Source organism: Synechococcus sp. A15-60, from assembly GCF_014280095.1.
Lineage (GTDB): Bacteria > Cyanobacteriota > Cyanobacteriia > PCC-6307 > Cyanobiaceae > Synechococcus_C.
In genome coordinates this window covers 1622495-1645269 of sequence record NZ_CP047933.1, presented here as the reverse complement: position 1 = coordinate 1645269, position 22775 = coordinate 1622495, and the positions used below count along the sequence as shown (strand labels likewise).

The following is a 22775-nucleotide window of genomic DNA, read 5'->3' as shown; positions in this document are numbered from 1 at the left end:
CCCTTGCAAGGCCCACGCCCCCACCAAGAGGCTGTTTTCCTTAAGCCAGCTTGCCATGCTCCCTTTTGTTGGCAGCTGAAGGCTCGGAAGTTTTGGCCAGGTGGTTTTTCTGTTCAAAGGCATGCAACAGGCAATGCGTTTGCGCTAGGCGTAAATATTGTCTATTGCGATTCGTTGAAAGTAAAATGTTTATTCTTCATTGATTCATGAATGCTGCTCATGAGCATGTTCTCCAGAGGTTGCATCTGCAGATCATTGTTGAAGTAGAAAGGCGTGGTTCTTTGACTGCTGCTGCTGATGCCCTTTCATTAACACAGTCAGCCCTGAGTCATTCCATCAAGAAACTGGAAAAGCAGCTTGGAGCGTTGATTTGGGTGCGTGATGGTCGGCAACTCTGTCTGACTCAGGCAGGTCGTTATCTTCACTCCTTGGCTGGGAGGGTTTTGCCTCAGTTATCGCTTGCAGAGGATCATCTTGGCCAATTTTCTGCTGGTGTTCGAGGTACATTGCGGGTTGGAATGGAGTGTCATCCCTGTTATCAGTGGATGCTCAATGTGACAGATCCGTACCTAAGGGCTTATCCAGATGTTGATATTGATGTGATTCAAAAATTTCAATTTGGTGGTCTCGATGCTTTGCTAAATCATGAAATAGATATGCTCGTTACTCCTGATCCTGTATTTAAGCCAGGGCTTCAGTTTGAGCCAGTGTTTGATTACGAGCAGGTCTTGGTAGTGTCAGATCAACATCGTTTGTCTAACAATGATTGGGTGACACCCGAGGATTTGCAATCTGAGATCTTGATTTCTTACCCCGTACCCTTAGAGCGCCTGGACATTTACCGAAGCTTTTTTACGCCAGCCGGGTTCTTGCCAGCTCTTCATAAGCGGATTGAAACCACTGACATGATTTTGCAAATGGTGTCTTGCGCACGTGGCGTTGCGGCACTGCCCCGTTGGCTCGCTGAACGCTATGCCGCTTCGATGAGCCTTACGGTGCTCCGGCTGGGGCAGAGCGGCATTGGCAAGCAGATTCATTTGGGCATGCGCAAGGTGGATGCATCTGTCAACTACATCGCGGGCTTTGTTGACCTTGCACGAAGCATGGAGAACTCTGTTGAGGCTTGACATCCCATGGCTTTGCATCTCGACAGATTGTTTTGACTTAATCCGTCTGGATTGCTTGATCCGAGATCGCGCTGCGTTCAGGCTGTGCTGTGTGGTGCTTTGTAGCGCTGTGGTTTGTGACCTAACCCTGGCCTGTTCCATTCCTCTGCAGAATCACTGCATTGATGGGGAGCGTGGTGGCTGGAGCTGGTGTGAATCCTGCTGATCAGCGCTGGGGTTTCTGGCCGCTGCTGCCTCTCTATCCCTACGGCCGGCGTGCCACGCACGTACAAGAGCTGATCCCTGGCCAGGTTTGGGGTTTTGAGCAGCTTCAGGGGGTGTATTACGTCGCCGTGCCGATTCGTCTCACGGTCGTGAAAGTGCCTGGTGGCTTGATGCTGGTGAATCCATTGCCGCCGACTGGGGAGCTTCGCGACGGCATTGCTGCGCTGGAAGCTGAACACGGACCGGTGCGCACGATCGTGCTCCCCACCGCTTCAGGGTTGGAGCACAAACTTCCTCTTGGCCCCCTGGCCCGAGCCTTCCCGGAAGCGGAGGTGTGGGTGTGCCCAGGCCAGTGGAGTTTCCCGGTGCAGCTGCCTCTGTCATGGCTGGGTGTCCCCGCCCGTCGCACCAAGGTATTGCTCGACGATGGCGTCCCCCACAGTGACGTCTGCCATTGGATCTCCCTTGGGCCACTTGATCTTGGGGTCGGTCGCTTTCAGGAGATCAGCTGTCTGCATCGTCCTTCGGGTGCCCTGCTGGTGACCGATGCCCTGGTGGGCATCGCTGCCGAACCTCCCGCTGTGTTTAATGCCGATCCAGCTCCGTTGCTGTTTCACGCCCGTGAGCGCGGTGATCAACCGTTTGACGACACACCGGCCAACAGGCGAAGGGGCTGGGCACGCTTGGTGTTGTTTGCCTCTTATCTGCGGCCGGAACCCCTCGAGGTGCCAGGTCTTGTTGAGGTGATTCGCCAGGCGTTCAAGCCTGGATTGCGCTCAGCACGAGCCCACTTCGGTCTGTATCCCTTTGCCTGGACACAGGGCTGGCAGGACGCTGCAGCCGCTCTGATCGGTGATCAGACCCCCAAACTCCAGGTGGCACCAGTGCTGGAACGGCTTGTGTTGCCGCGCGCTCGTGAGGCCCTGTTGGAGTGGCTGATGGAGCTCGAGCAACAGCTTGATTTGCGTTGGCTCGTTCCAGCCCACTACTCAGCCCCGCTTGCGTTCAGGCCTCAAGAAGTGTTTGAGCTTCGCCGACAAATTGAGTCCAGAACCTGGGCACCCAGCGATGGCAACTGGGAATTCCTCGGTGGCATCGATCAAACCCTGTTGGATCTCGGTGTGGTTCCTCAAGATCCCCGCTAGCCGACATCAGGGATGGTTCAGAGCTTGATGTCGTCGTCGATGACCATGTCGTCGTCACCGAAGAGGGTTTCCTCCAGCTCTTTGCGCTGCTCCATCTGGCGAAGGAAGTAACCAGTCATCATCGCTGAGGCCAGCATGTTGGCCAGATTGTCGCGATTGGCGGTGACCTTCACTTCAAATTGTTCGCCGGGGAGCATGCCAAGCAAACCCTGAACGTTGTGGCGAATGATGTCTTGGATGTCGTTGCTGGCAGATTTGGCAACCCGCTGCAGCACATCAGGAGACTGATCCTGGAGGTATTGAACCAAGCCATTCACTGGCTGACCGTCTTGGTTGTCGGTGGTCAAAAATTCAGGGTTAAACATCCCACCGCTCTCCGTCATGTGAGTGACCTTATCGCAGCTGAGCTCAACATCACAGTTGATCACGGTCGGGAGAACCGTATTGGACCGAACCGACTGAGAGGCCAATAACGCCAAATCGCTGTGCCGATCACATCGTCTTCAGGCAGTGGACCCCACAGATGTGAATCCAGGCTGGCGTTGCGGTTGTCACCCATCACCCACAGCTCACCTTGGGGCACCTCAACTGGAGCCATGGCGTAATCCATCCGATCAGCGATCCATGGTTCCTGAATGGTGCTTCCGTTCCTGATGAGCTGCCCCTCCTTAACCTCCAGCCGATCACCCGGCCGTCCCACCACGCGTTTGATCAAGGCAGCGTTCGGGTCATAGCCCGCCTGCACCAGCTGTTCCGGGACGCGGAACACCACGACGCTGTTGAGCGGTAACGACTGATGGCGCTGGCGCTCAAGCCGTGGACGCAGTTTTTCCACCAGGATTCGGTCCTGCAGTTGCAGGGTCGGCAGCATCGAGCCTGAGGGAATCCAGCGTGGTTCAAGGACCTGCCAGCGCAGCAGCAGGGCCAGCAGAACCCACACCAGCAGCGATCGCCAGCCACCGCGGCGTTGATTGGCTTGCTTGGACTGATCGCTCATCAACTGACCTGGTTGGGCAAGGTGGTGGTCCCTGATCGAGGATCGCATCAGCACCGATGTCTGGCCTGAGCCTCGCCACCGACAATCTGAGAGCAGCCATCCGGCTGCTGTTGCAACTCCAGCAGCTGGGTCTGCAACGGGTGGTGCTGTGCCCTGGGAGCCGATCGGCATCGCTGGCCCTGGCGGCCGGTGGATTGGCTGAGCGGGGCTTGCTGGAACTGGTGACGGCCATTGATGAACGTTCGGCGGGGTTTCATGCCTTGGGTTTGGCAGCGGCCGCTGGCCGACCTGTCGCGGTGATCACCACCTCCGGCACAGCAGTGGCCAACCTGCTTCCAGCAGCCGTTGAGGCCGACCGTTCCAGCATTCCTCTTTTGTTCTTGACCGGTGATCGTCCGCGACGTCTCAAGAACTGCGGCGCCAATCAGACGGTCAATCAGGAGGACTTTCTCATCAGTGCCTGCCGTTGGATGGCCAGCGGACCCGTCGATGGTCTGCATGGTCTGCCGGATGAGGCGCTGAGCTCCCTAACAACCCAGGCCTGGGAGCGAATGCTGCAGCCCCCAGGTCCTGTGCATCTCAATCTCCCGTTCGAAGAGCCGTTGCATCCAACTGCAGAACAGCAACAACAGCTCTGGTTGGGGATCGCCATGCCAAGCGATCCCCAGGGGCCTTTGGCTCGCCCGGCCGACACCCACTCGCGGCCTACGGTTTTGGGCGCTCCTGACTGGTCCCGTCCAGGGGTTGTGGTGGCGGGTCCATGGCGGGGACTGGCTGCGGATCTGCCCGCGTATCAGCAGGCATTGCAAGAGCTGGTGGACTGCAGTGGCTGGCCGCTTCTGGCGGATCCGCTGGCCGCAGTGCCTGACCAGCTCTCCGGACTGATTCGCCACTGGGACCTGCTGCTCCCCGCAGGCCTAAGTCATGAATGCGATTCCCTGCAGGTGCTGCGCCTTGGACCTCTCCCAGCTAGCCGCCGGCTTGAGGCCTGGCTGCGCCAACAGGGTTCGGGGCAATGGCTGATTACCGAGGGCGACTCCCGTTGCCTCGATCCACTCGGACTCAGCCATCAAGACAGCCATGGGCTGTGGCGCTGGTGGAAGGCCAATCGCGCTGATGCCCGCTTTGCACCCCAGCACTCTGCTGACCTGCTTCGCGGGTGGCAGCAGGCCGATCATCGCGTTCACACCGCACTGCAATCGCTGCTGGCTGAAGCGGGCGCTATCAACGAGCCTGCCTTGATGATGGCCCTGCCGGGTTGTCTGCCGGAGGGGCTGCCGGTGATGCTTGCGGCGAGTAGCCCGGTGCGGGATTGGCAGGCTTTTGCCGCAGCCGACATCGGCACCCGTCGCTGTTACAGCTTTCGTGGTGCCTCGGGCATTGATGGCACGTTGTCGCTGGCGCTTGGGCTGGCAAGCGTTCTCGGCCCAACCCTTTTGATTACTGGAGATCTGGCCCTCCAGCACGACAGCAACGGTTGGTTGCTGGCCAGTGCATCGGTGGTGCCGCTGGTGGTGTTGCTGATCGATAACGGTGGTGGCGGCATCTTTGGGCAGCTGCCCATTCCTGCAGCATCGCCGGCTGCATTCGATCGACTGTTTGCCATGCCCCAACGTTGCGATCCGCTGGCTCTGGCGGCAGCGCATGGTGTGACAGGCAGACAGATCAGCTGTCTGGAGGATCTTCCTGCAGCCCTCGAGTGGGGCCTGGCGCAGCAATGCACCGTGTTGCTTCGGGTCTGCACCAACCGCGTTGACGATGCCGAGCTTCGCCGCCAGTGGCGTGATGCGCTCATCAACGCATCAGCGCGGGGGGGTACAACAGAGGGCTGATCGACGTCCTTGTCATGGCTGATCCGGTCTCATCCCCTGTGCTTCCCGGTGATCCGGGCGCGACCTGGCATCCCTGGACTCAGTACGAAGACATCCGGCTGGACCGCGCCAAGCCAGGCATGGCCCGTGTGGCCATTAATCGTCCCCAGAAACGCAATGCCTTTCGACCACGCACCGTGGCCGAGCTTTGCGATGCCTTCACGCGAATTCGCGATGACAGCAGCATTGGGGTGGTGCTGCTGACCGGTGTCGGTCCAGCGGAAGACGGCGGCTATGCCTTCTGCGCTGGTGGTGATCAAAGCGTTCGCGGCGATGGTGGTTACCTCGATGAGAAGGGACTGCCGCGCCTCAATGTGTTGGATCTGCAGCGATTGATCCGCAGCCTCCCCAAGGTGGTGATCGCATTGGTGGCGGGCTATGCCATTGGCGGTGGACAGGTGCTGCACCTGCTCTGTGATCTCAGCCTGGCGGCGGACAACGCCGTGTTTGGGCAGACCGGTCCGCGCGTCGGCAGCTTCGATGGTGGATTCGGAGCTGGGTATCTGGCGCGGGTCGTCGGACAACGCAAAGCACGGGAGATCTGGTTTCTCTGCCGCCGCTATGGCGCCGAGCAAGCGCTGGAGATGGGTCTTGTGAATGCGGTGGTGCCACTCGATGAGCTGGAAGCCGAAGGCGTGCGTTGGGCCAAAGAGGTGCTGCAACACAGTCCAACGGCTATCCGTTGCCTGAAAGCCGCCTTCAATGCGGAGACCGATGGTCTGGCTGGCCTTCAAGAGTTGGCAGGACAAGCCACGCACCTCTTCTACCGAACGGAGGAGGGGCAGGAGGGACGCAATGCCTTCTTGGAAAAACGGGATCCTGACTTCTCGTCCTCACCCTGGTTGCCGTAGCTAGACAACGATTGGGATGTTCAATCGCATCAGGATGTCTGTCCGCCATCGTTCAACTGTTGGGCTGTCTGCGTTTGCCGCTTTGGCGTTGCTGATGCCCAATGGCGTGCTGGCTGCTCCGCTCGAGCGCGAACCAGACCCCATTCCGCCTCTGGCAGAACCCGTCACCGATGCGGAATCCATGGCCAGGGTTCCTGATGATCTTCGGCTGAGCGTGGGATTGCAGCTGGTGCTGGATCGCCACCACCGCCAACTGCTGGTGCTCGATGATGGGCAGTTGACACGGCGGTTCCCCGCCGCTGTCGGCACGGTGGGTTGGGAAACGCCGGCGGGGCGTTTCCGGGTGATGCAGAAGGTCAAGGAGCCGGTCTGGACCCATCCAGTGACTGGCCAGAGACGCGGTCCTGAGGATGCGACCAATCCGCTCGGCACCCGTTGGATTGGCTTCTATCGCGATTGCAAGGGACGTGAGGGTTGGGACGGTGAGCAGTACCTCGACATTGAAGGCTGCACAGTGGCGGGGTTCCACGGAACGCCATACCGCTGGACGGTGGGACGAGCGGTCTCCCACGGTTGCGTGCGTCTTTACGAGGAAAACGTCCAGGAGATTTTTGACATGGTGCGCGTTGGCACTCCGGTGACTGTCTTGCCTTGATGCTTCTGATCCCAGGCGATTGCGCTTAAAGTCGCGCCGCTTAACGGGTTTGATCGTTCATGCGTGTGCTGTTTGCCGCCGCCGAATGCGCACCGATGGTGAAAGTTGGCGGTATGGGCGATGTGGTCGGATCCCTGCCGCCGGCGTTGGCCGCTCTCGGCCACGACGTGCGTCTGATCATGCCCGGCTACAGCAGGCTCTGGAGCCAGCTTGATATCCCACCTGAGCCCATCTGGCGTGCTCAGACCATGGGCACTGAATTTGCGGTCTTCGAAACCCAGCACCCCACCAATGGTCTCCCTGTTTATCTGGTGGGCCATCCCGTCTTTGATCCAGAGCGGATCTACGGCGGAGAGGACGAAGACTGGCGCTTCACCTTCTTTGCCAGTGCTGTTGCGGAATTCTCCTGGAACATGTGGAAGCCGCAGGTTTTGCATTGCCATGACTGGCACACCGGCATGATTCCGGTGTGGATGCATCAAGACCCGGAGATCAGCACGGTTTTCACGATCCACAATCTCAAATATCAGGGCCCCTGGCGCTGGAAGTTGGACCGCATGACCTGGTGCCCCTGGTACATGCAGGGTGATCACACCATGGCCGCGGCTCTGCTCTATGCCGATCGCGTCAATGCGGTGTCTCCCACCTATGCCCAGGAGATCCGCACGTCCGAGTACGGCGAAAAGCTGGAGGGGTTACTGAATTACATCTCCGGCAAGTTGCGCGGCATCCTCAACGGCATCGATCTGGAAGCCTGGGATCCCTCCACCGACAGGACGCTGCCCGCCAATTACGACGCCGAGAATCTGTCCGGCAAGGCTGAGTGCAAAAAGGTTTTGCAGGAGCGCATGGGTCTGGAGGTGCGTGATGACGCCTTCGTGCTCGGCATGGTGAGTCGACTCGTCGATCAGAAGGGTGTCGATCTGCTTTTGCAGGTTGCCGATCGCCTGCTTGCCTACACCGATACTCAGATCGTTGTGCTTGGTACCGGTGATCGCGGGCTCGAGTCGGGGCTCTGGCAGCTCGCCTCCCGCCATCCCGGCCGAGTGTCGGTGTTCCTCACCTACGACGATGCTCTGTCGCGCTTGATCTATGCCGGCAGTGATGCGTTCTTGATGCCCAGTCGTTTTGAGCCCTGCGGGATCAGTCAGCTCAACGCGATGCGCTACGGCTGTGTTCCGGTCGTGCGCAAAGTCGGTGGTCTGGTCGACACCGTGCCTCCCCATGACCCTCGCAATCAGGTCGGCACAGGCTTCTGCTTCGACCGTTTCGAGCCAGTTGATTTCTACACCGCTCTTGTGCGTGCCTGGGAGGCCTACCGCCATCAAGAGAGCTGGATGCAGTTGCAACGACGGGGCATGCTGCAGAACTACAGCTGGGATCGATCCGCGCTTGAGTACGACCGCATGTATCGGGATGTCTGCGGAATCAAGGAACCTGGACCGGATGCCGCCGAGGTGGAACAGTTCTCTCAGGGGCAAGATGCGGACCCTTCGCGCAACGGCGCGTCGCCGATTGAAGCCAGCCCGAGTCCTCCCGAAGAGATCCTTGAACGCAACAGCCGTAACCCGCTGGCACGCCTCCTGCGTCAATCGCGAAAATGAGACTTGACCCCTGTCGCCCCACGCTGTCTTCGGGCAACGTGGAGCGAGCAGAGCTTTCACAGTGATGCCGGATCCGTCCTCGCCCGACGAGCGCTCTCTACCTGCGCCATATCAAAGCCCCTGGGTGGCTCTGCGTGAAGACATCCCGGCCGCTGTTGCTGATCTGCGCTTGCGTCTTCAAGAGCTCTGGCGCCGCAACCGAGAAGGTGATCTGTCCACTCCTGGGTTTTGGCCCACGGATCTCGCTCCACTGTTCTGGCCGGTGGTGCTCGCGCTGACTGTGATGGTTGTGGCGCTGGGCTGGATCCAGCTGAACACAGCCTTGCAGGCTACTGACGACGTACCGGCACCGGGCATCGAGACGATTCGCACCACACCGCTGCCTGAGGCTCGCCCTCTCAAGGCAGATCTTGATCCAGCCTTGGAGGCACCGCCGCCAGCCCTGCAACCCATGGCGCAGGAGCTGGACCCGCCGTTGCCAAGGTCTGCACCGACCGCTGCAGTGCCCGAATCTCCCGAACCGGAGTCCTTGCCTCAACCCACACTTCAGGTGGACCCGTTGCTTCGCTTGTTAGCCGAAGCTGATGCGGATCTCTCAGTGCCTGAAGGGCTTTTACTGGCGGCACGCCCTTTACCAGAGAGCAATGCTGCCGTGCTGGTGCTCGATGCATCGTTGTGGGAAGAGCTGTCCGCAACCTCCCGTCGAACCCTTGCGGAGATGTGGTGGCGCATGCTCGAGGATCAGGGCTACGACGACATCACCCTGGAAGATGCTGGATACCGTCTGCTGGCGCGGCCAGCTCGCGTTGGTGGGGGCATGATCATGTTCGATCCGCCGCAATTGTGATGACGCTGCAGCTTGCCCAGCTCGCGGAGCTTTGGGGGCCGCCGGTGCTCAAGAACGGTCAGCATCTAGACCTCACAGTGGCGATGGGCCCCGTCTGCACGGACAGTCGTGAGTTACAGGCCGGTGCTCTATTTATTCCGCTTCGGGGTGAACGTTTCGATGGTCATACCTTTCTGGAGCGCGCATCAGAGCTGGGTGCCCAGGCTGCCCTGGTGGCCAGTGACTGGGATCAACCGTTGCCGGACGGATTGCTGCACTGGCGTGTTGAGAACACTCTTTGGGCTTATCAACAACTGGCCACCTTGCATCGACGTCAGCTCGCTGCCGGTGTTGTGGCTGTAACGGGTTCAGCGGGCAAGACCACCACGCGAGAGCTGATTCGTGCAGCATTGCGTCCTCTTGGTGCCGTGCAGGCCAGCAACAGCAATAACAACAACGATGTCGGTGTACCTCTCACCTTGATGGGTGCTGAGCCATGCCATCAAGCGGTCGTGGTGGAGATGGGGATGCGCGGCCTCGGTGAAATTGAGCGCTTGTCGCGTTGCGCCGAACCCGACATTGCTGTGATCACCAATATCGGCACGGCACACATCGGTCGTCTTGGCAGCAGGGCTGCCATTGCCACAGCCAAGTGCGAAATCACGGCTGCTCTGGCACCCCATGGTGTTGTGGTGATTCCAGCGGGCGATGCGCTCTTGGAGGATGCTCTTGCGCGCTGTTGGAGAGGCCGCGTGGTGCGGGTGGCCTTGGAAGGTGACCAACCACAGGATGGCCCCGATGTGGTGGGACTCGTGTCCAATGCCTTACCCGCCGCCGATTGGATCGGCGTCCACGATTCAACGGCGGGTGTGCTCGCTGTGGACGGTGTGCGCGTGACCTGTCCCTTGGACGGTCGTCACAACGCCCGTAATCTGATGCTGGCGCTCGCCGTCGCGGCAGAGTTGGATGTTCCATTGATGGAGCTCCAATCCATCGCCGTGGAGGTGCCGGGTGGACGCAATCGTCGTCTCACCATCGGCAACCTCAAGGTGTTGGATGAAACCTACAACGCCTCCCCTGAGGCGGTGTTGGCGGCGCTGGAGCTGCTGGCGCAGCAGCCCGGTCGTCGTTTCGCCGTGCTCGGCACGATGCTCGAGCTTGGTGAAAGCAGTGTTGCGCTTCATCGGACTGTGGTGGAGAGAGCCGTCGCGCTCAACCTGGATGGACTGGTTGCTGTGGCTTCGGGGGCTGAGGGCGCTGCCATGGAAGAGGCCGCTGCATCGCTGGGCTGCTTTGAGCGTGTGGATGCTCCTGAACAGGCGGCTTTACCACTGAGCCGCTGGTTGCGCCCCCACGACACCCTGCTGCTCAAGGCCAGCCGTGGTGTGGCGTTGGAGCGTCTGATTTCCTTGTTGCCATCGCTCTAGGACATGTCATCAAGCTGCCATCCGCGCGGTTTGGTGTTCCTCGCAGCGGATCAAATCAATGGCGTTTGGATGATTCCTGATGAAGGGAATGTCTTCCATGGCCAGCACTCTGGCTTCAAACGCATCGCCTGCATAAAAGCAACCCTCCATCCGCTGGCTGCCGGCATCGCGGTAGCGCACGGTGTAGCGCTTCATGTTCGGCATGGCTCTGCAATCTGCATGCACCCAAGCTCCCGCAGTTTCAGGGTCTAGCCATCAACGGTGTCTGAAGAGAATCCGTGGATTGAACGGCGCAGGGCGGCTCGACAGCGGCACTTAAACGATGTTTGGCATCGGACCCAAGTCATTCTTGAGGTCACGACTGACTTAGGCCACCATCTCTGCTTTGAAGCCAAGGCCGACTGTAAAAATAATTGGGGTGTCATCGATGCTTGACGCTGAAAACAGTCGTTAGGAATTGGATGCTGCGCTGCGCGCGCTCCAGCCCTCTCTCACGTTTTGGCGAGCGCGACCGATGGCGAGAGATCCATCGCCAACATCTTTGGTGATCGTGGAGCCTGCGGCGATTGTTACCTCCCGTCCGATGCTGACGGGGGCGACAAGCACGGAATTCGCCCCTGTCTTGCTGTGATCACCGATCACCGTGCGGTGCTTGTTCACACCGTCGTAATTGGCCGTGATGGTGCCGGCACCCACATTCACGTGTTCACCCAGGTCGGCATCGCCGATGTAGCTGAGGTGATTCACTTTGCTTCCCGCGGCGATCGTGCTCTTTTTCACTTCCACGAAATTGCCGATTTTGCAATCGTTGCCGATGTTGGCGTCAGGGCGGAGATGGGCATAGGGGCCGATCGCCACCTGGTTACCGACGCATGCTTGCTGAATCACCGAGTGCAGCACGGTGACTCCATCACCGATCTCAGCATCTTGAATCAAGCTGCCCGGCCCAAGCCTGCAGTTGTCGCCGACACGGCAGACACCCCGCAGATGCGTTTGGGGCTCGATCACCACATCGCGACCGAAGCGGCAGCCTTCGCTCAGCGTGCAGCTGCCAGGATCCACGAAAGTGACGCCTTCATCCATCCAGTGGTCACGAAGCCGTTGCTGAAGGAGTGCCTCGCATTGGGCCAGCTGGCGTCGATTGTTGATGCCGTTCACTTCATCAGCATCGGCCACTTCCACGTGCATGGCTCGTTCGAGCATGGCCACGGTGTCGGTCAGATAGAGCTCTCCCTGGTCGTTGTCGGTGCTCAGTGTCGGTAAGACGGCGGCAAGGCGCTCCCAGTTGAAGCAGTAGATGCCTGCGTTGGTGAGGTTGTTGTTGCGTTGCTCCTCGCTGCAGTCGCGATGTTCAACGATGGCGCTGACGCTGCCTTCTTCATCCACAAAGACCCGCCCATATCCCGTTGGGTCGTCCAGACGAGCGGTCAACAGCGTGACATCAGCACCACTGCTGCGATGGGTGTTGACGAGTTGATCGATGGTCTCAGCTCTTAACAGTGGAACATCCCCATTCAGCACCAGCAATTCGCCAGAAAAATCCTTCAGGGGACCCATTAACTGCTGAACAGCATGTCCAGTGCCGTTTTGCGGTTGTTGCAACACGAACTCAAGCCCGTCCACGTGGCTCAGCTGGTGTTCGACCCGCTCAGCTTGGTGGCCCACGATCAACACCCGACGCTCAGGCTCAAGGTTGCGGGCGCTTGCCAAGACCCGTTCCACCAGAGTGGCACCTGCCAAAGGCTGCAGCACCTTGGGTAGGGCGCTTTTCATGCGGGTGCCTTTTCCTGCGGCCAGAACGGCGACGGCGAGCATCAACACACAAGCGGGACGGCCGGAATCTACCGGGACTTGTTGACGCAGCCCAGCTCTGCGTAGGGTTTCGGATTCAGCGACCGAGCACCGTGCAACTGGGTTGCCGGATCAGAGCATGGGCCCGCTGTCGGGTGCAGTCCATGGGGTGCAACACGGTGTGGAGGCGTTCTGCGTCGCGTCGCAGCGCTTCGTGAATGTGAAGGCTTCCGCGTGGTGTGCCCGTTTGACCTGTTCAGGCTGCTTCCTTGCTGAAGGGGGGATGCCAGTCAGGAGGTGTCTCCGATCTGTGAAAGGTTGCCGCTGCTAGGGGGCGTGCGGCAAGGGAAATGGTGTTGCCGCCGAGCAGCCGACTTGTCACTTTGATAGAACACGACAATGCGTTCATGACTGCAGCCGGGGTGAAAGATCTGCGGCAACTTCTGTTGCCCTTTTTTGTGAACGGCACCGATCGGCGCTCCTTTCGCTTGTTCGTTGGGCTGCTGGTGTCGTCTGTTTTTGTCGCCCTTGGGCTTTCTGCCTGGACAATTGTGCTGGTGAATGGGGTGCTGAGCAGTGCACTACCTGCTGATTGGCTCACGGGTCTCAGTGTGATGCGCTCATTTGTGGACTGGGGGCTGTCCAGTGCTGCATTGACTTGGATCAGCGGATTGGCTGTGTTGGCCTCAGCTGTGCTGGTGTGGTTCTGTCGCGGCATGACGCGCCGTCGACAGGGGGCTTGGTTGTATGTGGTCGGCGCTTTCTGGCTTTTGTTGATTGCCAACGCGATGTTGGTGTTGTTTTCGTTTTTCTTGAAAGACCTCACGGATGCCTTCGTCGACAAGAAGTTGGCAGAGGCTCGTCGCAGTCTGATCCAGGTGTTGGTGTTTTTGTTGGCCTTGGCGCCTGTGATTTTTGCCTACAGCTATGTGAGCAAATCTCTCGCAAACTATTGGCGAGAGGCGATGTCTCTGAGGTTTCTGGGCGGCTACCTTGGAGATCGTTATTTCTATGAAATCAGTTCCAGTGGCGGCGGCTTAGGGGTGGTTGTTGATAACCCTGATCAGCGGATTTCTCAGGATATTGAAAAATTCACCACGCAAACATCTGAGTTATTTTTTCGGTTGGTGATGTCGGTGACATCGGCTTTCAGCTTTGCCTTTGTTTTGATCAGCATCAATGCATGGATTCTATTATTTGTTGTTATTTACGCGTCAGTTTCAAGTGGTTTGATCGCTTTTATTGGTCGAAAGCTTGTTCGCTTGAATTATGTTCAGCTCAAGTTAGACGCTGATTTTCGTTATGCATTGGTGCGTGTCCGGGATAATGCCGAATCCATCGCATTTTATTCTGGCGAAAAGGGTGAATGGACGCGTTCTGTGCGTTCGTTGTTGGCGGCTATTCAAAACCAGTATCGCGTGATCAGGCTAGGCGCTGTTGTCAATTCTCTGTCGCAAGTTTATCAAAATATGGGCTTTATTGTTCCCTATGTGTTGCTTTGGTCGGTTTATTTTAAGGGGGAGATTCAGTTTGGTGTGTTCACTCAGGTTTCACAGGCTTTAGCAGTGGTGATGGGTGCATTCAGTTTCATCGTGGAAAATTTCAATGAATTGGCTGGTCTCCTCTCCAACACCCGCAGACTTCAAGAGCTGGGTCATGGCTTTGACCAGCAGTCGGTTGACTTTGAGTCTGGACCTCCGCTGGACAACACGACTTCTACAGCTTCATCAACACTCCTTTTGCCCGAACGAATGGTTCAGGTGGAGGAGGTCACCCTGAGGATCCCCGCGGCCGAGCGCACCTTGGTGCGCAATCTCAGTTTGAATCTCGATCAGAACAGCCGTTTGTTGATCGTGGGTCCATCGGGATGTGGAAAAACCTCACTCTTGCGTTTGTTCTGTGGTCTCTGGCCTGCCGCGACGGGCACGGTTGCCTCAAGGGGCTTGCAGGACGGTCTGATGTTCGTTCCTCAAAAGCCCTACGTGTTCCCTGGCTCTCTGCGTGATCAACTGCTCTATCCCGACACGAACCAGATGTTGGGTCTCGACAAGATTCAGAACTTGATGGAGTCAGTGTCGCTCACGTCAGTCTTTGATCATGCGGAATCTGCAGATGAGCAGGTGGACTGGCCGCGTGTGCTTTCGGTGGGTGAGCAGCAGCGCATTGCTTTCGCTCGCGTCCTCTTGGCAGAAGCGCGCTTTGTTCTACTGGATGAATCCACGAGTGCTTTGGATCTGGCCACAGAACGAGCGGCTTATCGCCTGTTGAGGGACGCAGGCACTGGATTTGTCAGTGTCGGACACCGCTCGTCGTTGTTGGAGTACCACGACTCTGTGTTGGAGCTCGACCGCGAGGGAGGTTGGCGGCTCATCGATGCCCGTGACTATGTGTTTGCTTAATCCCGATGTGCCGATCACATCGTTGTTCAGTTTCACTGGAGCTGATGCGATCGTTTGTGTCAGGAAAGATCCATCTTGCTGGAGGCGAAGCCTGGATGGGTGCTGGCATCCCGCGATCCGCGTCGACAAGATGACTGCAGACAATGTCGGTTGGTCGTGAACGCCTTTCGAGAGAAACTTTTCCGAGCGTTGTATGCCGAAGATGACAAGCGCAGTGCAACAGGAACTGTCAAGGTGCTTGGTCTGCTGATTGCATTCTCGATCGTTTTGGCGATCATTGCGACTGAGCCAGTGGTTCGATCCTCACAGGGGGGTCTACTCGTCAACCTTGATATTGCAGTTGCCGTTATTTTTCTGATTGAATATCTCGCCAGAATGTGGGTTGCACCCTTGAAGAAGGGCGCGAGGAGAGGGATTCGTGGTGCTTGCGACTTCGCGATGACGCCTCTAGCGATCCTTGATCTGATCGCCATCGCTCCAACGATCCTCGGTTTTATTACTCCTGAACTTTATTTGCTAAGGATCGTTCGGTTGGTCAGAATTGGCCGTGTGGGTCGTTCAAAACGTTTTCGTCAGAGTATTCAGTACTTCAATCAAGCGATTGCTGCAAAGAAAGAAGCATTGCTCATCTCCGCTATTTATTCAGGCATTGTCATGACCATCAGCAGTATTTTGATGTTCTTCGCAGAAGGAAGCATCCAGCCTGAGCAGTTTGGCTCTATTCCACGCTGTCTCTGGTGGTCGGTAATCACTGTGACCACCGTTGGATATGGAGATACGTATCCAGTGACTGCATTTGGGAAAATCATCGCATCGTTGACAGCGATTTGCGGAATTGCCGTGATCGCAATTCCAATTGGAATCATCTCCGCAGGTTTTACGGAATCCCTTGGCTCTGAGACTTTCAACGACGAAGCATGAATGCTGACTGACGCAACATCAAGAGCTACCCCAAACTGTTTTTAGAGAGAGTGCCTTCCAACGCAATAGATCGTTCAGGATTCATGGCTTTGAGAACTGTTGTGTTGCTGCTCGTCGGAGATGCGCTGACTTCTCTCCTTGCGTCACATGTTGTGGATACAAACTGCTTGCCTGCCGCCCGTCGCCAGATGGAACCAGTCAATCGTTTTTGCAGTTCGGGCGTTCAATAGACACGTATCGGGCAGTCTTTGAAGTCCTCTTGCTCCCTAATGACATTGACTGCATCTCTTGAGGCTGCTGCAGGGTAATTCTCGCCACTCCCAGCTAGAAAGTTTTTATTGAATTCCCTCACCATACTGGAGGAGATCACACCATTCATGTGTAGGTCGCAAATAGCCGCTAATCCACCACTGAGATAGGCGTACCAAAAATCGTAGGTTGCTGCATGGCTTTTAAGCGGCATAGCGATCGACATGGCTGACATGCTGCTAGCGATCGCTATGGTTTTAACTTTCACTGCTCTGTCCTTGCGTCGAGACGTATTCAGCACTGTCTTCCATTGGAAAGACCTTGTCTATTCACTGTATTCATTCCGCAGCAATTGTCAGGCCTCTTGGTTGGCAATTGGGGCTCCACAGAACCTCTCGATCAGCCTTCCACCCCTCACTTCCACCCAGCCCAGTACAAACGTCTTGGTTCTGAGTTTCACCATCCCAAGGATTTTGCTCGTTAGTGCAGCGTTCAACCCACCACATTGGGATCCGTTGCAAAGCTCGAAGCTTTCGGTTCGAGGCGCCCTGGGGCCATTCGCGCTAGGGACTGGGTCGTGTCCTGCGAGGGCACCGAGGAGGGTGCGAGTCAAGAGTCGATTGGTGTGACTGACCTCTGCGTGGACATCCAGGAATCAACTCAGATCGGCGTTGAGACTGTTCGAGCATGAACCAGACAGTCAGTGGTCTTGGATCAGCTGCGTTGGACCGTCGTTTTGCCTGAGCGCCCCCGACGCGATGGCCGTACGCGTATCGCTCTGAGGGGGTAAGCCCAGCATCAGAGCGGCATGCTTTTAAGAAAGTGATCCAGCCACACCGTCTGAGCGAAAGATGCTTCCCTTGGGGAGTTCACCCGGCCTCAGCCTGCTTGTCTGTCTTGATCGATGATCTTTTCGGATTCAGAGCGGAGAAATCTCCTCCGCTGTGCAGACTCAAGACCGGAATCTTTGGCTTCGTTGCGTTGTGGTTGGTCTGTTTTGCCAGAACCTGCCTGGGGCTTTGAGGACTCAAGACCCATCAGCAATGGGTGGATACCTCTTCTACTCATTTGACTGATTGAATTGACACGCGCAGGGAGATGTATCAACCCAAACGCTTTTCCATGACCCTATCGACCGTTTTGGGCGTTCGTGGACGAAGGCCAGGCTCTTTACATTCTCTTTCTATTCTGTCGGCTGGCTGTTGATGCAACAGTTGCTGTCTGAGGTTTCACGTTGTGAGTGGTGCCCTCGTTGTTTTAGGTTGATGAGGTCTAGACCGGCTTGCTGATCGTCAGTATTGCTTCGGTGGTTGAATTCCGATCTGTAGCAATCACTTTTGGCGGCGTTTTTTCTAAACCGGTCTCACTCTCAGAGCCGCTGTGCCTGAGATTCAGATTGAACAATTGTAGACTACAAGGATCGAACGATGGGGTGCTTGCAGATTATGATTTCATTGTTGGTGAATGTAAGCTCAATGATCAACATTGGGCCATTAATTGTCCCCTGCACATCTAACCCTCGATGACCCCTCTGATTCTTCGCTTGTGGGGTGAGTGTGCCTGTCATTCCCACTGGGCACTGTTTTTATCGATGAGTGATTCGACCATTTGATGGATCATGGTAATCATGTTTAAACGACTGGATTTGATCATTACTCACTGATAGCTGATAGCTACGGACTGCGGGTGAATTGGTTGTCTCAAGGATCACCGCAGGTCTTTGTGGCCTTTTTGATTGTCTGAGCTTCTGATGTTCTGGCTCATCCTTTTCCTTGCTTTGGTCTATTCAGCTGCTTTCGATTCCTGCAGTTCGGTGTCGCCATCGTCTCTGCCAGCGGCTGGTGCTTTCTTTCTTGCAAGCTTGTTGCTCTTGTTCGCGCCTGATTCGAATCTGCTGCGCATCATCGTGACCGTTGGGGTCTCGATAAGGCACCGCTGCTCGGGTATTCAGATGTTCTTCCTCCATCGTGCACAGCGGCTTCCAACCGGGACCTGCGTCGGCAAGAGGCTCTGATCCACCCGGTTTTGCGGCCAAAGTTCCGGAACTCCATTCCAACCGTTGACCAGGGGCTGGTTGGAGGGAGCGCAAGTTCAGTCCAGCGCGACGCAAGCTCCCCCGAATGGCTGCTGATCGGGAATACGTCAACAGTCGTCCACCGACGGCCAGTCGCTTGGCAAGTGCGCCGAGAAACTCTTCACTCCAAAGTTCCGGACAGCGCCCGGGTGAAAACGCGTCCATCAGGATTAAGTCCGCCTGCCAGTGCTCAGGGAGTTTCTGCAGGGTGCTGCGGGCATCGCCCCAGAGCAGGGTTCCTTCTGATTGTTCTTCGCTCCAACTGTTGGTTTGGTTGAGCTGCTCGAGTCGCATCAGCACGTCTGGTGACCAGAGCGCGCGATACGTATCGTGCATCAAGGCCAAAGAGAGTGGGCGAGGATCCAGTTCGAGCCCCCACCATTGGAGCGTTGGTGCACTCTGCTTCGGCAGTGCGTTCATCATCGCGGCGCTGTTGTAGCCGAGCCCGACACACACATCGAGAACCCGCAAGACGCTCTTTCTGCAAAACCGTTCCAGTTGGGCAGGTCGGACAAATTTCGCTTTGGCTTCAGCGAGTGCACCAATGGAGCTGTGAAAGGCTTCGTCAAACCGCTCGCTATGAAGACTCAGGCTGCCGTCGGCTGTCTGCAGTGCGCTGAGCTCACCAAGCGGATGGCTCAATGGTGCAGCCTGTTGAGGTCATCCCAAAACGTGGGGTAACTCACGGCTGCGGCATCACTACGCATCAGGGTTGAATTACCTTCTGCCATCAATGCGGCCACCGCCAGACTCATGGCCACGCGGTGATCGGTTTCGCTGTCAAGAGATGCCCCACGCAGCGGCCGGCCACCTCGGATGGTGAGGCCGTCGTCATGTTCATCAATGTCGGCACCCATCGCTTTCAGCTGTCGCGCCATCACAGCCAGTCGGTCTGTTTCCTTGACCCGCAGTTCGGAGGCGCCTGTGATGCGACTTTCGCCGTCACAGAAGCACGCTGCAACGCTCAGGATCGGCACTTCATCCACCAGGCGGGGCATGATCTCCTCGCCAAATGCGAAGGGCTTGAGGGGGCCATGCGTGACCCTGAGATCGCCCACAGGTTCTCCCGCGACGTCACGCTGATTAAGCACTTCAATCCGGGCTCCCATCTGCTGAAGCACCTCGAGAACACCGGTGCGGGTGGGATTCAAACCCACGTTTTCCACCGTCAGATCGGCCCCTGGCACCAAAGCACCTGCCACCAGCCAGAAGGCGGCTGAGCTGATGTCACCCGGCACCACAACGTGCTGACCCGTCAGAGTTGCGCCAGGTCGAACGGTGATGTGACGCCCCATTTCACCCCCCACTTGGAGGTCAGCTCCGAAGGCTTTCAGCATCCTTTCGCTGTGGTCCCTGGAATGGGCCGGTTCGATCACAGTGGTGGAACCGTCTGCGGTCAGTGCCGCTAGCAAGAGGGCTGACTTCACCTGCGCACTGGCCACGGGGGTGCCGACGATGGCCCCTCTCAGCTTGCGACCAGCCACCGCTAGTGGGGCGAAGTTTCCGCCTCCGCGACCTCGCACTTCGGCTCCGAGCATCGAAAGTGGTTGGCCGACCCGTTGCATTGGACGCCGTCGCAGGGAGGCATCGCCACTCAGGACGAAATGGCGGCCATCCCGGCCCGCCAGCAAACCCAGCATCAGGCGCATAGTGGTGCCGGAATTTCCGCAGTCGAGCACCTCAGATGGCTCCTGGAGCCCATCCAGTCCAACCCCCTGCACGGTGATGGTTTCTCGATCGTTGATCGGGCTGATGGTCACCCCCATCGCTCTTAGGCAAGCCGCTGTGCTGATCGGGTCTTCCGCGGGCAACAAACCCTCGATCGTGGTTTGTCCTTCAGCGATGGCACCGAACAACAGCGCACGGTGTGAAATGGATTTATCCCCAGGAACTCTGACGTGACCGCTGAGGGAGCCACCAGATTGGAGTGGACGGGCCTCTTCAGTGGTTCCCGGCACAGTGTCTCGATAGATGTGGGACGAGTCTATTCATTCACCTGCGACCTCCTTCTCGAGGGATGGTCAACCTCCAAGCAGATTGCATTCCATTGAGTGCATTGAACTCCAGCCGATCTTTCATCTGAAGACCTTGATGTTGTCGTGATTTCTGCTGGTGAACCATGATCCGATTGTTCATGGTCCTGGTCTCGCCATTCTCTCGTTTGTCTTAGGAAGGCATTGCCCAGCTTGGCTCTGATTGAATCAGCCTGCATCAATGCAACGTTGAAATCGATTCGTTGCTCAACAGCCGCCAGTCGTATCGCGTGATGGCCTGGCCTTGGCAACTTGACAGATCGGATATTGATGTGGAATGGACAGAAACCTTGTGGGAATCTCACCTGGTGTCGTTGCGGCTGCAAGTTGTCGTGCCGTCAGGCCTGGCAACCAATCTGCCGACCCTGCGTGGATCTCGAGCGTGTTCCATGCTTTGAGGGTTAAGGATGGATGAAGTGAGGTAATGAAGACTTTAAGGAACAGTAAATTGCATCTCAAGCCCCCTTTTCTGTCACCATTTAGTTGAATTTGGGTCCACTTTTTAATCTGACACTTTTGATCTTTAAGGTGGTGATTCGATCAAGTGTTGACGCGGCTTCTTGGGCAAAAAATGGTGTTGTCGGATGCAATTTTGGCTGGTTTACTCTCGGCGCGCCTCTGTTTTTGGTGGCATTTGAGCAGGCCTAGCCGCTTGAATATGCCGGAGGTCAAAACCTCTTCCTCTTCTCTCGGTGTGAGGGCTTCCATGAAACTTTTCAAGCAACTTCTGGTTGCTCCCGCCGCCCTGGGCCTTTTGGCTCCCACGGCTGCCGGTGCGACCGAAGTCAACGTCGCTGGTATGGCTGACTACGCCACCAGCGCCTCTGACAGCAGCCTCGAGCAGGTCACCAGCATCAACCAGTTTTCAGACGTCTATCCGACGGACTGGGCTTATCAGGCCCTCAGCAACCTGATTGAGCGTTACGGCTGCGTCGCTGGCTACCCCAACGGCACCTACCGCGGCGCCCGTGCCATGACCCGCTTTGAAGCGGCCGCCCTGCTGAATGCATGTCTCGACCGCGTCACTGAAGTGACCGACGAGGTGAAGCGTTTGATGAAAGAGTTCGAGAGGGAGCTTGTCATCCTCAAGGGTCGTGTTGATGGTCTGGAAGCCCGCGTGGGCGAACTGGAAGCCACCCAGTTCTCCACCACCACGAAGCTGAAGGGCAAGACCACCTTCGTGATCGGTGGAACCACAGCGGGCGGCGACAGCACGGACGCCAACTTCAACAGGAGAGGCAGTGGCGGTGCTGATGCTTACAACGCCGAATTCGGCGCAATCAGCTTCAACTACGACCAGCGTCTGGTGTTAGACACCAGCTTCTCTGGCAGTGACAGGCTGCGCGCGCGACTGCGAGCTGGCAACTTCAGAAAAGGCCGGAACGCTTTCTCTGGTTCTGGCGTGAACCTGGCTGCTCTCGACGTTGCGACTGATTCGAGTGTTGTTGACGACAACGCCAGCAACAATGTGATCGTCGACCGCTTGTTCTACAAGTTTCCAATTGGTGACGAGTTCACTGTGATCGCCGGTGCCGTTGCTCGTAACACCGAGTCTCTGGCCATGTGGCCTTCGGTTTACAACAAGGGTGGTGCCAAGATTCTGGATTGGACCGCTCTGATGGGCACCAGCGGTGTTTACAACAAAGAGACGGGTCAGCTGATCGGTGCCTACTGGAAGCAGGATGTTGAGAAGGGTGATGCCGGCTTCAGTGTCAGTGTCAACTACGTCGCCGACGATAAGAACGGAAATATCTCCAATCCCAACAAGGGTGGATTTATGACCGATAACTCGGAAGCCAGCTTGCTGGCCCAGCTGGCGTACGGCGGCCCTCAGTGGGGTCTTGCTCTTGGCTACCGCTACGGTCAGTGCGATAGCGGCAACGGCTTGCGTCGAGGCACGGAGTTCTCCAAGAACAACAAGTGGAACAACGACTGCACCTTCAACACCGGCAACTTCGACGCTGATGGTGATGCCATCTTCGATCGCCAAGCCAGCAGCACCAATAGCTTCGCTCTGAATGCTTACTGGCAGCCTGAGGAGGCTGGCTTAATTCCTTCCGTTTCGTTGGGCTGGGCCTACAACACTGTGAATGCCGACAACCTGGTTGATGGCTCACCTGTTGATACTCAGAGCTGGATGGTTGGCCTCAAGTGGGACGATGTGTTCCTGAAGGGCAATGACATGGGCTTTGCCGTTGGTCAGCCCACCTTCGCAACCAGCCTTGAAGATGGCGGTACTCCTTTTGACGGTAATTACGTCTTTGAGTGGTACTACAACTTCCAGGTGACAGACAATATTGCTGTCACGCCAGCTGTGTTTTATCTGTCCCGTCCCATGGGTCAGTACACCAGCAATCTGGTGAAGGATGGTGGCAACTACGACGGTCAGTTCAATGTTTTCGGTGCTCTAGTTCAGACCACCTTTAAGTTCTGATCCTGCTTCAAACGTTGTTCAGATGCCCCCACAGTGTGGGGGCTTTTTTTTGCCTTCCGATCAATGCTGATACTTGGTGTGTGAAGTCAGTGCTGCTGCCCGCGGCGCCCAGGTTGCAGGTGAATGCGGAGTTGCAGTGCCTGATGTTGGTGGCTGGGGTTCATTTG

General features: G+C 57.1%; 18 protein-coding genes. 11 read left to right on the top strand and 7 right to left on the bottom strand.

Annotated elements, in window-relative coordinates; translation table 11 throughout:
* Positions 1-206: 206 nt before the first annotated feature.
* Both SynA1560_RS09025 and SynA1560_RS09020 read left to right on the top strand, forming a co-directional pair.
* Positions 207-1127, top strand: coding sequence for a LysR family transcriptional regulator (locus SynA1560_RS09025; protein ID WP_186500231.1), 921 nt, complete (start codon positions 207-209; stop codon positions 1125-1127).
* Positions 1128-1291: 164 nt separating this feature from the next.
* Complete coding sequence (locus SynA1560_RS09020; RefSeq protein ID WP_186471130.1) at positions 1292-2476, top strand: DUF4336 domain-containing protein; 1185 nt, start codon at positions 1292-1294, stop codon at positions 2474-2476.
* Between the two features lie 17 nt (positions 2477-2493).
* On the opposite strand, the gene SynA1560_RS09015 is transcribed toward SynA1560_RS09020, so the two are convergent.
* Together SynA1560_RS09015 and lepB are read right to left on the bottom strand one after the other, a co-directional pair.
* Positions 2494-2841, bottom strand: a complete 348-nt coding sequence (locus tag SynA1560_RS09015; protein WP_186471129.1) for a DUF760 domain-containing protein — start codon at positions 2839-2841, stop codon at positions 2494-2496.
* A 59-nt stretch (positions 2842-2900) separates the two neighbouring features.
* Positions 2901-3473: a signal peptidase I gene (lepB, locus tag SynA1560_RS09010; RefSeq protein WP_186500230.1), complete on the bottom strand. Its 573-nt coding sequence runs from the start codon at positions 3471-3473 to the stop codon at positions 2901-2903.
* 56 nt (positions 3474-3529) lie between these two features.
* On the opposite strand from lepB, the gene menD reads away from it, so the two are divergent.
* The 6 genes from menD (at position 3530) to murF (ending at position 10707) form a co-directional block, all read left to right on the top strand.
* Positions 3530-5305 carry a 2-succinyl-5-enolpyruvyl-6-hydroxy-3-cyclohexene-1-carboxylic-acid synthase gene (menD, locus tag SynA1560_RS09005; RefSeq protein WP_186500229.1) on the top strand — a complete coding sequence of 592 codons (1776 nt, stop codon included), beginning with the start codon at positions 3530-3532 and terminating at the stop codon, positions 5303-5305.
* 14 nt (positions 5306-5319) lie between these two features.
* Positions 5320-6195, top strand: a complete 876-nt coding sequence (gene menB, locus SynA1560_RS09000; RefSeq protein ID WP_186500227.1) for a 1,4-dihydroxy-2-naphthoyl-CoA synthase — start codon at positions 5320-5322, stop codon at positions 6193-6195.
* A gap of 94 nt (positions 6196-6289) precedes the next feature.
* Positions 6290-6850, top strand: coding sequence for a L,D-transpeptidase (locus SynA1560_RS08995; RefSeq protein WP_186471128.1), 561 nt, complete (start codon positions 6290-6292; stop codon positions 6848-6850).
* 59 nt (positions 6851-6909) lie between these two features.
* Entirely contained in the window at positions 6910-8454 is a 1545-nt protein-coding gene (gene glgA / locus SynA1560_RS08990; RefSeq protein ID WP_186500225.1) for a glycogen synthase GlgA, read from the top strand.
* Positions 8455-8518: 64 nt separating this feature from the next.
* Positions 8519-9301: a hypothetical protein gene (locus SynA1560_RS08985; RefSeq protein WP_186500223.1), complete on the top strand. Its 783-nt coding sequence runs from the start codon at positions 8519-8521 to the stop codon at positions 9299-9301.
* Positions 9301-10707: a UDP-N-acetylmuramoyl-tripeptide--D-alanyl-D-alanine ligase gene (gene murF / locus SynA1560_RS08980; protein WP_186468982.1), complete on the top strand. Its 1407-nt coding sequence runs from the start codon at positions 9301-9303 to the stop codon at positions 10705-10707. Before SynA1560_RS08985 ends, murF begins: the two co-directional genes overlap by 1 nt.
* A gap of 9 nt (positions 10708-10716) precedes the next feature.
* Here the strand turns inward: murF and SynA1560_RS08975 are convergent, their stop codons facing one another.
* Both SynA1560_RS08975 and glmU read right to left on the bottom strand, forming a co-directional pair.
* Positions 10717-10911 (bottom strand): hypothetical protein, encoded by a 195-nt coding sequence (locus tag SynA1560_RS08975; protein WP_186468981.1) that lies wholly within the window; start codon positions 10909-10911, stop codon positions 10717-10719.
* A 246-nt stretch (positions 10912-11157) separates the two neighbouring features.
* Positions 11158-12522, bottom strand: coding sequence for a bifunctional UDP-N-acetylglucosamine diphosphorylase/glucosamine-1-phosphate N-acetyltransferase GlmU (gene glmU, locus SynA1560_RS08970; protein ID WP_186468980.1), 1365 nt, complete (start codon positions 12520-12522; stop codon positions 11158-11160).
* Positions 12523-12848: 326 nt separating this feature from the next.
* Here glmU and SynA1560_RS08965 point away from each other — a divergent pair, with 326 nt between their 5' ends.
* Together SynA1560_RS08965 and SynA1560_RS08960 are read left to right on the top strand one after the other, a co-directional pair.
* The gene (locus SynA1560_RS08965) at positions 12849-14897 is read left to right on the top strand and encodes an ABC transporter ATP-binding protein/permease (RefSeq protein WP_370523144.1); all 2049 of its coding nucleotides are present in this window, start codon (positions 12849-12851) and stop codon (positions 14895-14897) included.
* A gap of 156 nt (positions 14898-15053) precedes the next feature.
* On the top strand, positions 15054-15818 hold the full coding sequence (locus SynA1560_RS08960; protein WP_255476898.1) for an ion transporter: 765 nt from the start codon (positions 15054-15056) through the stop codon (positions 15816-15818).
* Positions 15819-16041: 223 nt separating this feature from the next.
* On the opposite strand, the gene SynA1560_RS13705 is transcribed toward SynA1560_RS08960, so the two are convergent.
* The 3 genes from SynA1560_RS13705 to aroA form a co-directional block, all read right to left on the bottom strand.
* Positions 16042-16302 (bottom strand): hypothetical protein, encoded by a 261-nt coding sequence (locus SynA1560_RS13705; protein WP_186468978.1) that lies wholly within the window; start codon positions 16300-16302, stop codon positions 16042-16044.
* Between the two features lie 1551 nt (positions 16303-17853).
* A complete protein-coding gene (locus SynA1560_RS08955; RefSeq protein ID WP_186500219.1) occupies positions 17854-18783 on the bottom strand; it encodes a tRNA (5-methylaminomethyl-2-thiouridine)(34)-methyltransferase MnmD in 930 nt (309 codons plus the stop codon).
* Positions 18780-20099: a 3-phosphoshikimate 1-carboxyvinyltransferase gene (gene aroA, locus SynA1560_RS08950; RefSeq protein WP_186468976.1), complete on the bottom strand. Its 1320-nt coding sequence runs from the start codon at positions 20097-20099 to the stop codon at positions 18780-18782. The genes SynA1560_RS08955 and aroA overlap by 4 nt, the downstream gene beginning before the upstream one ends.
* 781 nt (positions 20100-20880) lie before the next feature.
* Here aroA and SynA1560_RS08945 point away from each other — a divergent pair.
* A complete protein-coding gene (locus SynA1560_RS08945; RefSeq protein ID WP_186500217.1) occupies positions 20881-22608 on the top strand; it encodes an iron uptake porin in 1728 nt (575 codons plus the stop codon).
* Positions 22609-22775 lie beyond the last annotated feature (167 nt).

Bases quoted from the DNA above. Each gene is read 5' to 3' on its own strand.
- SynA1560_RS08945 (WP_186500217.1), top strand. From the start codon at position 20,881: ATGAAACTTTTCAAGCAACTTCTGGTTGCTCCCGCCGCCCTGGGCCTT.
- SynA1560_RS09015 (WP_186471129.1), bottom strand. From the start codon at position 2,841: ATGTTTAACCCTGAATTTTTGACCACCGACAACCAAGACGGTCAGCCA.
- murF (WP_186468982.1), top strand. From the start codon at position 9,301: ATGACGCTGCAGCTTGCCCAGCTCGCGGAGCTTTGGGGGCCGCCGGTG.
- menB (WP_186500227.1), top strand. From the start codon at position 5,320: ATGGCTGATCCGGTCTCATCCCCTGTGCTTCCCGGTGATCCGGGCGCG.
- SynA1560_RS13705 (WP_186468978.1), bottom strand. From the start codon at position 16,302: ATGTCAGCCATGTCGATCGCTATGCCGCTTAAAAGCCATGCAGCAACC.
- SynA1560_RS09020 (WP_186471130.1), top strand. From the start codon at position 1,292: ATGGGGAGCGTGGTGGCTGGAGCTGGTGTGAATCCTGCTGATCAGCGC.
- glmU (WP_186468980.1), bottom strand. From the start codon at position 12,522: ATGCTCGCCGTCGCCGTTCTGGCCGCAGGAAAAGGCACCCGCATGAAA.
- SynA1560_RS08985 (WP_186500223.1), top strand. From the start codon at position 8,519: ATGCCGGATCCGTCCTCGCCCGACGAGCGCTCTCTACCTGCGCCATAT.
- SynA1560_RS08965 (WP_370523144.1), top strand. From the start codon at position 12,849: ATGGTGTTGCCGCCGAGCAGCCGACTTGTCACTTTGATAGAACACGAC.
- glgA (WP_186500225.1), top strand. From the start codon at position 6,910: ATGCGTGTGCTGTTTGCCGCCGCCGAATGCGCACCGATGGTGAAAGTT.
- menD (WP_186500229.1), top strand. From the start codon at position 3,530: ATGTCTGGCCTGAGCCTCGCCACCGACAATCTGAGAGCAGCCATCCGG.
- lepB (WP_186500230.1), bottom strand. From the start codon at position 3,473: ATGAGCGATCAGTCCAAGCAAGCCAATCAACGCCGCGGTGGCTGGCGA.
- SynA1560_RS08975 (WP_186468981.1), bottom strand. From the start codon at position 10,911: ATGCCGAACATGAAGCGCTACACCGTGCGCTACCGCGATGCCGGCAGC.
- SynA1560_RS09025 (WP_186500231.1), top strand. From the start codon at position 207: ATGAATGCTGCTCATGAGCATGTTCTCCAGAGGTTGCATCTGCAGATC.
- SynA1560_RS08995 (WP_186471128.1), top strand. From the start codon at position 6,290: ATGCCCAATGGCGTGCTGGCTGCTCCGCTCGAGCGCGAACCAGACCCC.